This window comes from Nocardia sp. NPDC051911, from assembly GCF_040681035.1.
GTDB classification, from domain to species: Bacteria; Actinomycetota; Actinomycetes; order Mycobacteriales; family Mycobacteriaceae; genus Nocardia; species Nocardia sichangensis.
This window is the reverse complement of sequence record NZ_JBFAXY010000003.1, coordinates 161,588-173,834: the sequence shown is the minus strand read 5'-3', so window position 1 is coordinate 173,834 and position 12,247 is coordinate 161,588. Positions and strand designations below refer to the sequence as shown.

Annotated in this window: 11 protein-coding genes and 2 pseudogenes; all 13 read right to left on the bottom strand. The window is 66.2% G+C overall.

Annotated elements, in window-relative coordinates; translation table 11 throughout:
• Positions 1-20: 20 nt before the first annotated feature.
• Positions 21-791 (bottom strand): zinc ABC transporter substrate-binding protein, encoded by a 771-nt coding sequence (locus AB0L97_RS05475; protein ID WP_364425500.1) that lies wholly within the window; start codon positions 789-791, stop codon positions 21-23.
• An 8-nt stretch (positions 792-799) separates the two neighbouring features.
• Positions 800-1,642 (bottom strand): metal ABC transporter permease, encoded by an 843-nt coding sequence (locus AB0L97_RS05470; protein WP_364425498.1) that lies wholly within the window; start codon positions 1,640-1,642, stop codon positions 800-802.
• Positions 1,639-2,274 carry an ABC transporter ATP-binding protein gene (locus AB0L97_RS05465; protein WP_364425496.1) on the bottom strand — a complete coding sequence of 212 codons (636 nt, stop codon included), beginning with the start codon at positions 2,272-2,274 and terminating at the stop codon, positions 1,639-1,641. Before AB0L97_RS05465 ends, AB0L97_RS05470 begins: the two co-directional genes overlap by 4 nt.
• 128 nt (positions 2,275-2,402) lie before the next feature.
• Positions 2,403-2,936, bottom strand: a pseudogene (gene sigC / locus AB0L97_RS05460) (RNA polymerase sigma factor SigC); the annotation flags it as partial.
• Between the two features lie 391 nt (positions 2,937-3,327).
• Positions 3,328-3,825 (bottom strand): hypothetical protein, encoded by a 498-nt coding sequence (locus tag AB0L97_RS05455; protein ID WP_364425494.1) that lies wholly within the window; start codon positions 3,823-3,825, stop codon positions 3,328-3,330.
• Between the two features lie 454 nt (positions 3,826-4,279).
• Entirely contained in the window at positions 4,280-4,915 is a 636-nt protein-coding gene (locus AB0L97_RS05450; RefSeq protein ID WP_364425492.1) for a hypothetical protein, read from the bottom strand.
• 596 nt (positions 4,916-5,511) lie between these two features.
• The gene (locus tag AB0L97_RS05445; protein ID WP_355078196.1) at positions 5,512-5,952 is read right to left on the bottom strand and encodes a DUF1931 family protein; all 441 of its coding nucleotides are present in this window, start codon (positions 5,950-5,952) and stop codon (positions 5,512-5,514) included.
• A 13-nt stretch (positions 5,953-5,965) separates the two neighbouring features.
• Entirely contained in the window at positions 5,966-7,690 is a 1,725-nt protein-coding gene (locus AB0L97_RS05440) for an FAD-dependent oxidoreductase (RefSeq protein WP_364425490.1), read from the bottom strand.
• On the bottom strand, positions 7,668-7,934 hold the full coding sequence (locus tag AB0L97_RS05435) for a UBP-type zinc finger domain-containing protein (RefSeq protein WP_083865197.1): 267 nt from the start codon (positions 7,932-7,934) through the stop codon (positions 7,668-7,670). The genes AB0L97_RS05440 and AB0L97_RS05435 overlap by 23 nt, the downstream gene beginning before the upstream one ends.
• Entirely contained in the window at positions 7,931-8,383 is a 453-nt protein-coding gene (gene trxA / locus AB0L97_RS05430; RefSeq protein WP_364425487.1) for a thioredoxin, read from the bottom strand. Before trxA ends, AB0L97_RS05435 begins: the two co-directional genes overlap by 4 nt.
• Positions 8,384-8,397: 14 nt before the next feature.
• Entirely contained in the window at positions 8,398-11,031 is a 2,634-nt protein-coding gene (gene clpB / locus AB0L97_RS05425) for an ATP-dependent chaperone ClpB (protein ID WP_364425485.1), read from the bottom strand.
• Positions 11,013-11,341 (bottom strand): annotated as a pseudogene (locus AB0L97_RS05420) (chaperone modulator CbpM). Before AB0L97_RS05420 ends, clpB begins: the two are co-directional and overlap by 19 nt.
• Positions 11,338-12,243 (bottom strand): DnaJ C-terminal domain-containing protein, encoded by a 906-nt coding sequence (locus AB0L97_RS05415; RefSeq protein ID WP_364425482.1) that lies wholly within the window; start codon positions 12,241-12,243, stop codon positions 11,338-11,340. Before AB0L97_RS05415 ends, AB0L97_RS05420 begins: the two are co-directional and overlap by 4 nt.
• Between the last annotated feature and the right edge of the window lie 4 nt (positions 12,244-12,247).

Genomic DNA, 12,247 nt, shown 5'->3' with positions numbered 1-12,247 from the left:
CCGCCTCACGATCCGCCTGGTCAGGACCCGGAGAGCGCCTTCTTCAACGCGGTTGCCGCACCCCGATAGACGGACAGAAGATCCTGGCCCTGCTCGGGATAGTTCACGATCGATACCTGTTCGACGCCCGAGTCCGGCAGCACGGCGCCGGTGGACATGTGCGCGTTGTCGAGCACGAACTGCGGCTTCTTCGCACTCAACTCCGCCAACTGACCGGGCGTCACGGGTTCAGGACCATAGGTGCCCACAATCTGCGCACCTGCCAGCTCGGCCGCCCACGTCGAGAACACCTGGGCGATGACCGTCGGCTGCCTTCCACCCGGCCAAGCCGAGCGGACGTCCCCGCCGAGCTTGTCGTACTCGGTGCTGAACGTCGCGGTCCACGCCTGCGCCGCCGCGGTGGTGCCGAAGCGCTCGCCCAGCGCCTGCACTTGGGCTTTCACCTTGGCCGCGGAGTTGTCCAGATCGACTTCGATCACTTCGGCCTTCGATCCCGCGGCTTCCTTGATCTTGGCCGCGAACGGCTCGAACGGCGCGTAGAGCACGAAATCCGCTTCCGCCACCGCGGTCAGATCCGACGGTTTGGGATCGTAGTCCGGAGCATGGTGAACCGACGGCGGAACAATGACTTTCACGTCCGCCGCGCCTGCGGCTTCGGCGAACGCAGCCTCCCAGGTGGTGGTCGCCACGACGACCGGGTGGGTGTGTCCATGGTGGTCGTGCTGTTCGCTTTCGGAGCTGGAACACCCGCTCAGCAGCACGGTTGCCGCGACCACAGTCGTCAGGCTCATACCGGCGGTCAATGGTCGAAAGCGTGCCATGAGAATGTTCTCCGTTCAGGAATCAGATGGGCCGCGAAGGCGACTGCCCCCGCGGTGAGGACCAGCACCGGCCCAGGAGGAAGATCGAAGGCCAGCGCCAGCACGAATCCCACGGAATTCACCGCAACGCCGATACCGACAGCCCAGACGATGATCGAAATCAGCGAGCGGCCCAACCGCCGCGCGGCCAAAGCCGGCAGCAAGGTGAGCGCATCCACGAGCAGCGCACCGGTCAGCCGGATCGCTCCGGCCACCGCAACCGCGATCAGCACCAGCAGAATCAGCGTGAGCCGCCCCACCGCCACACCGGAAACCAACGCCAGCTCGCGATCGTGCAACAGCAGCGCCAAATCACGTCTTCGCCACCAGAACAGCGCAGGCACCACTACCGCGAGCACCGCCAACACGACGACGTCCTGGACCCGGACCGCGAGAATCGAACCCCACAGCAGCGAAAACGCCGCCGAAGCGTTCACTCCGGCCACCGCAAGCACCAGCAGCGCTGCCGCGACGGCCGAACTCATCAGCAAACCCATTGCGCCGGAGAGGGTTTCCGGCGTGCGCGCCAGCGGAGTGATCCCCGCCCCGGCCACCGCACACGCGAGCAGACCACACAACGCCGGATCCCATCCGGTCAGCATGCCGACCGCGGCGCCCAGCAGCGCGACGTGCATCATCGCGAACCGGACCGGGATGATCTCCAGCCCCACGATGGCCACACCGACCACCGGCAGCCCGATCGAGCCCACCAATAGCGCCACCCCGGCACGCTGCACCGACCCCATTCCGAGCAGATCGAACAGCTGCGCAGGCCCGTTCACGACAACTCCCGCAGTCGGCCTGCGGCCATCTCCAGCACTCGGTCGCAACGCCGCGCCATGGCGCGGTCATGGGTGACCACGACGAGGGTGACAGGCAGCTCCGTCAGGACATCGGCGGCTTCCTCCTGACCAGCGAAATCCAACGCGGCCGTGGGTTCGTCGGCCAGAACGACGCTCGCACCAGCTGCCACGCACCCCGCCGCGCGGGCCAGGTGCATACGCTGCAGTTGCCCACCCGAGAGCGTGTCGAGTGGTCGGCCGAGCAGCTCGCCCACACCCAGCCGTGTCGCCATCGCCTGCGCCTGACGGACGTCTCCACTGCTGGCCAAGAGCTCACCGGCCAGCAGCGGAAATCGGCCCGCCGCGGGCCGCTGGGGAATCCACCCGCACACCCGCCGCCGCCACGCATAGTCCGCCGATGTGCGACCACCACGGCCTCCCACGGAGATCTCGCCCCGCACAGCCGCGTGCAGGCCGATCACCGCGCGCAGCAGCGTCGTCTTGCCCGAGCCATTGGTACCGGTCAATGCGACCCGTTGACCGGCAGAAATGTCGAGGTCGACATCACTGACCACGTCGACACGTCCGTGCCGGCACGACACCCCCCGCAAGCGCAGGTTCAGCCCCGCCATCACCCCACCTCCTTACCGGCCGTCACCCGCACGCCGACCGGTGTGCCCGGAAGTAGTCGCACCACCACGCCTATCGGTTCCGCGACATGATCACCGTCGGCGGCGGACCCGTCGATCCCCCGCACCACCGAGACGAGGGTTTCGCGGGCACGGGCCACCCGAGAACGAATCGTGCCGACCGGACAACCCACCGTCTGCGCCGCCTCGGCATAGGACATACCCAAGACCTGGGTCAACACGAACGCCTCGCGCCGCTCTTGCGGCAGACTGCACAGCAGGTCGTTCAACGCCACCTCCTCGGCGAAATCCGGCGTACGCCGATCAGGCCGCTGCTCGAGAATCTGCGACCATTCCGGCACCTGAGTCGTCTTCGGACGAGCGGCGACACTGCGGAACCGGTCCACCACCACGCGGCGAGCGATCGACAGCAGCCAGGTTCGTGCGGTCGAATTCCCGGCGAACCGCGGCAGACTGCCCATGGCCCGCAAGAACGTCTCCTGTGTCAGGTCGTCAGCGGATTGGACATCGGTCAGGTGCGCGACGAAACGCCACACATCGCGCTGCGTCGATTGGATGAACTGCTCCAACGCCTTTCGATTGCCGGCACCGGCCGACAACGCCAGCGCGGTCAGGAGTTCGTCGGACATCCGCGGCCTCCACATCGACGCATCCGGCACACGAGAAAGCGCCCAGCGCTTAGAGCCGATCGAGGAGAAGGACCGTCGCCGCGGCAGGCAGCCGACAGCGGAGAAGGAGAAAACATTCGCACAATTTCTGTTCGCGACACCACCATTCGGCGGTGCGGAGAGACCGGCAGCCGGACTCGCACGGTGCGCACACCGGCGTAGAGGACCGACTGCCGCTGGACGGGGGCCGGGTGTGCGCACCGGCGTCGCGGCAGACCCTGACGGCTTGCTCACGCGCATCGATGACACGAGCGGCTACGTTCGCCCCCGGAATACCGGCAGCGCCGAATCGCGCCGATCGACGATCGGCCGGGCAGCACTGCCTCCACCGGCAGCACAAGGCGTGACTGCCTCCGATGGCGAACTCTCAGAACCGAACCGCGCCCACCGGAGGCCCACGCCGCGCCATCACATGACGCAGCACGCCCGCGCGCAGCGTCTCGATGCGATGGTCGGCTTCCACCACGGTTCGGGGCTCGCTGTCGACCGACGGATGCACCAGAACCAGAAGCAGAGGCGCCAGAATCCGTGTATACAGCGTCGCCAGTAGCGCGAAGAAGGCGAGTTCCCCGCGCCACAGCCACACCGCGCACACCAGCGCGGCCGCCGCGTGCGCGGCGAACATGCCCGCATCACTGTGCGGATCAATGGTTTGGGAAGCGGCGTGAGCGGCCGACATCGATGACATGCCGAACCACACGTGCAAGACCGCCTGCATCACCGCAAGCCCACCGCCGATGGCGAAGAAGCCACGCTGACGATCGGCCAGCGCCCACGCGATCGAACCCGTCGCGGCAAACGCCACGATGAAAGCCGACACCGACACGCTGTGCCCCGCCGAGGCCCCATGCCCCAGCGCCGACAACAACACCGCGATTCCCGCGAACACGATGGCACGTGCCGCCCGCGCGTTCCGGGGCGCGGGCACAGTGTTCATAACGCCGTCCATCATGACACTCATATGCCGGCACTGTCCCGCGGGGTTTCGATCACGGCCTCGCCGCAGGCTGCGAAACCGACGAGCCGAACATCAAGCGGCCGAGCATGATCAGGACCTGCGACGAGCCACTCCCATACCGAGTGCCACAAGCAGGCCCAGGGCGCCCAGCACAATGCCGATCCCGCCGAGCCAGCGCGCGGTCGTATCGCTCGACGAACCAGAACTGGAGGACGCCGACTGGATGTCACCATGGTTGTCGGCGCCACCGGAATGCTTGGCGGCCAACGTCAGCGAAGGAGCTGGACGCTCCGGCTCGGACCTGAGCTCGGCGTCGTGGAGGGTCCGGCACCCGACCACGACTTCCGGACCTACCGACTGCTCAGTGGGTGTCGTTCCAGAACTGGATACCGGCTGCGATCAACGCCGGGACGCCGACGATTACGGTGCCCGCGACCGCGCCCATGCCTGCCAGTGCGGCGCCGGTGATGAGGCAACCGCCGATCGCCGCCGGAACCGCGAGCAGACCGATCGACACCACACCCCCGGTCGCTCCACCGACGATGCCGCCGGCGACGCAGCCGATGCCGCCGCCGATCGCACTACCCAGCAGGCTCCCGACAGTCGCCGCAGCCATCATCGACATGCTGAAGTTGCCGAGGGCCGCGTTGTAATTCGGATGAGACAGTGCATCGATCTCCTGAGCTGTCGCCGCGCTGATCGGGCGCGCGTCGGCGGGGTCGGCGCTCGGGGTCAGCGTGACCGTATCGCCGTCCAGCTGCGCGGCGATCGGCATCGCGCTGCCACCGTGGACGTAGGTCAGCGGAAGAGTCGCGACGGACGTTCCGCTCCGATCGATGAACTGCAGATGGTCATCGCTGACGGTGAGCGCCCCGGCATCCACGGTGAGCACAACCGAGCGGTCGACCACGTTGGCCTGGAAATGGACATCCGGAGTCTCCTGCGTGGGATCCGCCGTCGCGGTTCCCCCCGAGATACACAAAGCCGAGATAGCCATGGCGGCCACCGCAGCGCCCTTACGAAACATCACTGTCGTCTCAACTCTCGATTTCCTTGTGGCAGCGTGGGTTCGCAGCCGACAAAAGGTCGGAGAAGTTGTCGAACCAGTTCCTGATATGACGCACAACACATACCGACAGGAGGAGCGCGATCGCCGAGACCCGCTGTCACCCGTGCCGACGGTCACGGCCCCAGCTTCTGGGTCAGCTCCGCTCACGCTGTGACTTCGCAGTGAACCACGCCGATGGTAGCGGGCCAACGCGCCGGGGACGGACACCACGTTGAACAGCAGATTGCCCATACTCACCCTGAGAGCTACTATAACCGCCCGCGTCGCATTCCCGGGGCAGATCCAGTAGCAGCATGCGGGATTGCCAGTCGCCGATGGGGCGGGTCACTTACAACTCTATGTGGCGGTTAGGTGCCCGTCGCTGACCGCTCGTCTCGGGTTGACATACCCGGAACTCAATCTGCGCGAGTTTGTTTGCTCTACCAACGCACGCTCAAGGGATACATTGCCGTGCAGACTATTTCGCAGCAGATGAGCCGTCGCGGCCAGCGGCGGTCTGCTGGTTCGCCGGGCACGGGCGGTGGTCAGAGCAGGAGATGGAAGATGTCGAAGGCGATGTTCCATTCGGCGGTCCCGGGGTTCTTACGGTCCGGTTCGATCGTGACGAATGTGTGCGCCAGCGCCACGCTCAAGCCTCCGGCAATCAGCGGCAGTCGCTGCTCGGTCGCCTCGGAAAGGGCCATGTCCAACGGCGGCCGGGCCGCCAGTTGATCGAGCACAGACTGTAGTTCGATCTCCTCATCCAGTTTCTCGAACCGGTGGATGCTCTCCTGCAGTCCCTTGGTGATCGGCAGGTCCCACGGTTCGATCACGTCCCTCAGGTTTGCCTTTGCCGAGGCCTTGCCGATGAGGATCAGATCGTAGATCTTGTCGTCGATGAAATCCGTGTAGCGCTTGACGTCGTTCCGGTCGACTTGCAGGCCGGCCGCTGCCCGGAAGAATTGCTGGAATTTCACGGTACCCATCACTGGCATGTCGTCAGCTCCTGTCGAAGTATTCATGGATTTGGCGAACCGCCATCGCTCCCTCACCGACAGCGGAGGCGACACGTTTCACGGAGCCGGTGCGGACGTCACCGGCAGCGAACAGGCCGGGCAGGCTTGTTTCGAGCGTCCTCGACGGCCGGTCGCCAGTCCGCCGGTTGCCGTCCTCACGGGCGTAGACCGCGTCCATGCCCGTGAGGACGAAGCCGTGGTCGTCGAGTGCGATCGCGTCGGCCAGCCACCCGGTGTGCGGCACCGCCCCGATGAAGACGAATAGTGCGTGTACCCGGAGGGTGTCCTGTTCGCCCGTGTGATTGTTCTCGACCACAATCCGGTCGAGGTACTTCTCGCCGTGGACCTCTCGAATCTCGGTATTCCGGTGGACGGTCACGCGTGGATGGCGTTCGATCTGGTCGACGAGGTACCGGGACATGCTCTTTCCGAGGTCACCGCCGCGGATGAGCAGGTGAACCTGGGAGACACGGTCCGCGAGAAAGACGGTGGCCTGTCCGGCGGAGTTTCCGCCGCCGACGATGGCCACCGGGTCGGTGCCGCACATCCGCGCCTCCTGATGGGTTGCGGCGTAGTACACGCTCGTCCCCTCCAGCACCTCGATTCCCGGAACCGCCAACTTGCGGTATCGCGCCCCGGTGGCGAGCACGACGGCCCGGCCGCGAACCGTGCCGCCGTCCGCCAGCCGGAGCACGTGGTGGCCGTCCTCGGACCCCAAACCGCTCACCTCCGCCGACACCAGGATTCGGGCGCCGAACTTGCCGGCCTGGATCACGGCTCGCTCCGCCAATTCGGCGCCGGAGATCCCTGCCGGGAAGCCGAGGTAGTTCTCGATCCGTGAGGAGGTACTGGCCTGGCCGCCTGCGGCGAACGACTCCAGTGTCACCGTGTTCAACCCGTCCGAGGCGCCGTACACGGACGCGGCCAGACCGGCCGGTCCCGCACCCACCACGACGAGGTCGAACACGTCCTGGGCCGCGTCGTGGACCGAGTCCGGGACCGGAAGCCCGACGATGCGGGCGAGTTCCGCATTCGTGGGATTGCGCAGCACCTTCTCGCCGTGCCAGATCACGACGGGGGTGTCCTCGGGGGCGACGTCCAGGCTGCGCAGCAGCTGCTCCGCCCGTTCGTCCTGCTCCACATCGATCCATCTGTGGGGCAATCGGTTTCGAATGGCGAACTGCCGAAGCCGCAACGTATCCGGTGAATAGCAGGAGCCGATGATCCGGAATCCCGAACCGAGCCCGATCAGCAGGTGCCGGCGCACCAGGTAGGCGCGCAGGATGAGATCGCTGAGCACGGGATCGTGGGAAACCAGCTCGCGCACCCGGTCGGCCGGGACGACGAGTATCTCGCCGTCCTCGATCGCCTCGGCGGTGAAGAACGCCACCTGGCCTTCCAGCAGTCCGAGCTCGCCCAGGAATCGGCCGGGACCATGCACGCGCAGTAACCGGCGTTCGCCGTCTCCGTCGCCCTCGTCGATGATCGCGACCTTGCCCGAGAGGATGACGAAGAAGTCGCTGCTGGGTTCGCCCTCTCGGATCAGCACCTCGCCGGGGCGAACCGCTCGACGCGTGCCACCGACCTCGAGTGTCGCGACCTGGTCGTCCGTCAGCCGCGGGTATCCTCCGAGCTCATCCGGAGTCTCGTCGAGCGGCGGAATGTCGCGGACGGGAGCGGCGCTCTCAGACGAAGTTCTGGTCGACATAACACCAGCGCCAATCTTCACCTGGCTCCATCGACTGGACGATCGGATGGCCGATGGCGTGAGCGTGCGCGCTCGCGTGCTTGCCCGGCGAGGAGTCGCAGCAACCGACGTGTCCGCACGTCAGGCACAGCCTCAGATGTACCCACGGGGTGCCGAGGCGAAGACATTCCTCGCAGCCCTGCGGAGTCCGGGGTACGACGGGACGGATCGCGGTCACGTGTGGGTCAACATGGACAGATGTCATGGCTTCGTCTCCTTGCCTGCTTTTTCCGAAAGCGCCTGGTCGAGCCATGTGCGCAGTTGTGGTACCGGAGCGGCGCCCGCCTGACGAGCCAGGATCTCGCCTCGGTCCATCACCAGCAGAGTCGGTACGGCGCGGACGGTGAACCGTTCGGCCGTCCTGGGCGCAGCATCCACGTCGATCTTCACCAGCTTGATTCGACCCGCGCGTTCCCTGGCGAGCTGCTCGAGCGCCGGACTGACCATGCGGCACGGGCCGCACCACGTCGCCCAGAGGTCGACGAGCACAGGCACCGAAGTTTTCTCGGCGACCTCCGCGAAGTCGTCGTCCCCTGCCGAGGCGATCCAGGGCAGCGGCTCGTGGCAGTTCCCGCAGCGCGGTTTTCCTTCCCCGGCCGCCGCCACCCTGTTGACCTTGCCGCAGTTCGGGCACTTCACCATTTCGGATCCCACGACGGCACCTCTTCTCAGGCCGCCGCGACGGCGGGTTCCGCATACGCGACGGCGAGTTCGTCGCCGGCCACCGTGACACGGATGGTGCCACCCGGTTCGATCTCGCCGCGCAACAGCGCACGACCTATCCTCGTCTCCACCTCGTGGGCGATGTACCGCCGCAGCGGCCGCGCGCCGTAGACCGGGTCGAAACCGTGTTCGGCGATGAGCCGGCGCGCTTCCGGCGTGATATCCAGATGTATTTGCCGCTGCGACAATCTGTTGCGAAGATCGGTGAGTTGTAGCTCGACGATGTGCTCGATCTGGGGCAGCGTGAGCGGGGTGAACAACACGATGTCGTCGACCCGGTTGAGGAATTCGGGACGGAAGTGCCCGCGCAGCTCGGCCAGCACGCGCTCCCGGGCATCCGGTTTGATCTCGCCGTCGGCTGTGACTCCCTCGAGGAGATACAGGGATCCGATGTTGGAGGTCATGATGATCACCGTGTTCCGGAAATCGACCTGCCTGCCCTGAGAATCGGTGATCCGGCCGTCGTCGAGCACCTGCAGCAGGGTATTGAAGACGTCGGCGTGGGCCTTCTCGATCTCGTCGAAGAGCACCACGGAGTACGGCTTGCGGCGTACCGCCTCGGTGAGCTGGCCGCCCTCGTCGTAGCCGACGTACCCGGGGGGCGCACCGATGAGCCTGCTCACCGTGTGCCGCTCTTGGTACTCGCTCATGTCCAGGCGCACCATGTTGTCTTCGCTGTCGAAGAGGGCACTGGCCAGCGTCTTTGCGAGCTCGGTCTTTCCCACGCCCGTCGGGCCCAGGAAGATGAACGAACCGATCGGCCGGCGTGGGTCACGGATACCCGACCTCGCCCGGATCACCGCGTCTGCGACCAGTTGCACCGCCTCGTCCTGACCGACGACCCTCTCGTGCAAGATCTCGTCGAGCTTCAACAGCTTCTCCCGCTCGCCTTCCTGCAGCCGGGCGACCGGGATACCCGTCCATGCGGCCACGATCTCTGCGATCTCGTCTTCGGTGACCACCTCACGCAGCAATGGATTCCGGCCCTGCCTGGTGGCCAGTTGCTCCTCCGCCGCCCTGAGTCTGCGTTCCAGCTCGGTGATCTCGCCGTATCGCAACTCGGCGGCCCGGTTGAGGTCGTAGTTGCGCTCGGCCTCCTCGGCCTCGTGGCGCAACCGTTCCAGCTCTCCCCGCAGCTCCTGCACCCGCCGGATCGCCTGCCGCTCGGCCTCCCACTGAGCGTGCCTGGCGTCGGCCTCGGCCCGTAGGTCGGCCAGCTCCTTGCGCAGCTCTTCGAGGCGCGCCTTGCTGGCCGCGTCCGTTTCCTTGGACAGCGCGGCTTCTTCGATCTCCAGCCGGGTCACTTTCCGGGTGAGCTCGTCGAGTTCGGCGGGCATCGAGTCGATTTCGGTGCGTTGCCGAGCGCATGCCTCATCGACCAGGTCGATCGCCTTGTCCGGAAGGAAGCGGTCGGTGATGTACCGGTGCGAGAGGGTCACGGCGGCGACCAGGGCGCCGTCCTTGATCTTCACGCCGTGAAACACCTCGAGGCGTTCCCGAAGTCCGCGCAGAATCGAGATCGCATCCTCGACACTGGGCTCGTCGACGAGAACGGTCTGGAAGCGACGCTCCAGTGCCGCATCGGATTCGATGTGCTTGCGATATTCGTCGAGAGTGGTGGCGCCGATCATGTGTAGTTCGCCGCGGGCGAGCATCGGCTTGAGCATGTTGCCGGCATCGAGAGACCCGTCGCCGCCGACTGATCCCGCGCCCACAACGGTATGTAGCTCGTCGACGAACAACAGGATGCGCCCCTCTGCCGCCTTCACCTCCGACAGCACCGCTTGCAGTCGCTCCTCGAACTCGCCGCGGTACTTCGCGCCGGCCACCAGGGAACCCATGTCGAGCGAGAAGATCGTCTTGTCGCGCAGGCCCTCGGGCACGTCGCCGCGGACGATCCGCTGGGCGAGGCCCTCGACGATCGCGGTCTTACCGACGCCGGGGTCGCCGATCAGCACCGGATTGTTCTTCGTCTTCCGGCTCAGGATCTGAGTTACCCTGCGGATCTCGGCATCTCGGCCGATGACCGGATCGAGATTGCCTGCCCTGGCCTCGGAGACGAGATCGCGTCCGTACTTCTCCAGCGCCTCATAGGCCCCCTCCGGGGTCGCCGAGGTGACACGCTGGTGGCCGCGCACGGTGGTCAAGGCGGTGAGGAAGGACTCTCGCGTGACCCCATGACTGGCGAGGACCCTGCCTGCCGCAGTGGCCGACCCCTCCTCGGAGAGGGCCATCACGAGATGCTCCACCGACACGTAGGAATCCTTGAGTCGCTTCGCCTCCCGTTCCGCCGCGTCGAGCAGCCTGGCCAGGCGCTGGGTGATCATCACCTGACCGGGCGTCGCACCCGGGCCGCTGACCTTCGGCCTACGCAACAGTTCACGTTCCAGATCGGATCGCAGGGCATCGACGTTGGCGCCGGCCTGCTCGAGCAGTCGGGGTACCAGCCCTTCCCGCTGATCGACCAACGCGAGCAGCAGGTGCTCTCCGTCGACCTCGGTGTGACCCATTCTGGTCGCTACATTCTGGGCTTCCTGCAGGGCTTCTCGTGACTTTTCAGTCAGGCTGCCGGTGTCCATGGGGTGCCCTCCTTCCGCGGGAAGCTGCTTCGAGTTTCTCGATTCGATCCAGCAGATCGAGTACGAGCCCGATTGCCGAGTAGTTCAGGCCCAGACCGGTCCGCAGCCGTTGGATGCGGGCGGCATGGGCCACTTCGGATGGTTGGAACGACATCTCGCCGCCGGCGTCTCGGTGGGCGTCGAGCAGGCCGAGCGCCACAAGCCTTCGTGCCAGGTCCGGGTGTAGCCCGGTACGTTCGGCGAAGGCATCTGGCGACAATCCGGGACGGCGAACCAATACGTACCGGGTGACCGGGGTCGGGGTGCTCATGTATCTTTCCTCGGATCGAAGTTCGATTCGGTGGCCAACTGCTCGAACAGCTCACGTTCGCGTGCTGTCGGTTTCGACGGCACCATCACCTTGATCTCGGCGTAGAGATTGCCGTTGGGGCCACGCGGATTGGGCATTCCTTCTCCGCGCAGCCGCAGCTTCCTTCCCGTCGACGAGCCCGGCGCCACTTTGACTTTCGCCTCGCCACCCGGGGTGGGAACGACGACGGTCGACCCGAGCACCGCCTCCCATGGCGATACGGGCAGGTCCACGTAGATGTCGCGACCCTGTATCCGGAAGCGGGAATGCGGCTTGATGCGCACCACGAGGTACAGATCCCCGGGCGGCGCGTCACCGTTGCTCCGCCCGCCTTGCCCGGCCAGCCGGATTCGCTGGCCGTCCAGGACACCGGCGGGAATGTCGACGTCGTACTGGCGTCCGTCCAGTCTGAGTGTGCGTTTGCCGCCCCGATACGCCTGTTCCAGAGTCAGTTCCAGTTCCGCTTCCTGGTCGGCCCCGGGAATCGGCCCGTACCCGCCGGCGCCGCCGAACATCTGCCCGAAGAGGTCCTCGAAGTCGACGGCGCCCTCGCCACCGAAACCTCGACCGAAGTGCACCCTTCTGCCCCCGCCGCCGTACCCACCGGCGCCGGCCCGGACCCGTTCGTCGTAGTCCTCGGGCACACGCCGGAAGTCCTCACCGAATCGGTCGTAACGTTTCCGGGTGTCCGGGTCGGACAACACCTGGTAGGCCTCGTTGGCCTCCTTGAACTTGTCCTCCGCAGTGGGGTCCTTGTTCACGTCGGGGTGATACTTGCGCGCCAGCTTGCGGTACGCCTGCTGGATTTCGTCGGTGCCTGCGCCGCGCGGGACACCGAGCACTTCGTAGTAGTCACGCGCCATCGGT

What these genes read in the sequence shown, in the direction of transcription:
- AB0L97_RS05440 (WP_364425490.1), bottom strand. Translation starts at nt 7,690, where the DNA reads ATGTCGACCAGAACTTCGTCTGAGAGCGCCGCTCCCGTCCGCGACATT.
- AB0L97_RS05465 (WP_364425496.1), bottom strand. Translation starts at nt 2,274, where the DNA reads ATGGCGGGGCTGAACCTGCGCTTGCGGGGGGTGTCGTGCCGGCACGGA.
- AB0L97_RS05415 (WP_364425482.1), bottom strand. Translation starts at nt 12,243, where the DNA reads ATGGCGCGTGACTACTACGAAGTGCTCGGTGTCCCGCGCGGCGCAGGC.
- clpB (WP_364425485.1), bottom strand. Translation starts at nt 11,031, where the DNA reads ATGGACACCGGCAGCCTGACTGAAAAGTCACGAGAAGCCCTGCAGGAA.
- AB0L97_RS05435 (WP_083865197.1), bottom strand. Translation starts at nt 7,934, where the DNA reads ATGACATCTGTCCATGTTGACCCACACGTGACCGCGATCCGTCCCGTC.
- AB0L97_RS05450 (WP_364425492.1), bottom strand. Translation starts at nt 4,915, where the DNA reads ATGGCTATCTCGGCTTTGTGTATCTCGGGGGGAACCGCGACGGCGGAT.
- AB0L97_RS05445 (WP_355078196.1), bottom strand. Translation starts at nt 5,952, where the DNA reads ATGGGTACCGTGAAATTCCAGCAATTCTTCCGGGCAGCGGCCGGCCTG.
- AB0L97_RS05475 (WP_364425500.1), bottom strand. Translation starts at nt 791, where the DNA reads ATGAGCCTGACGACTGTGGTCGCGGCAACCGTGCTGCTGAGCGGGTGT.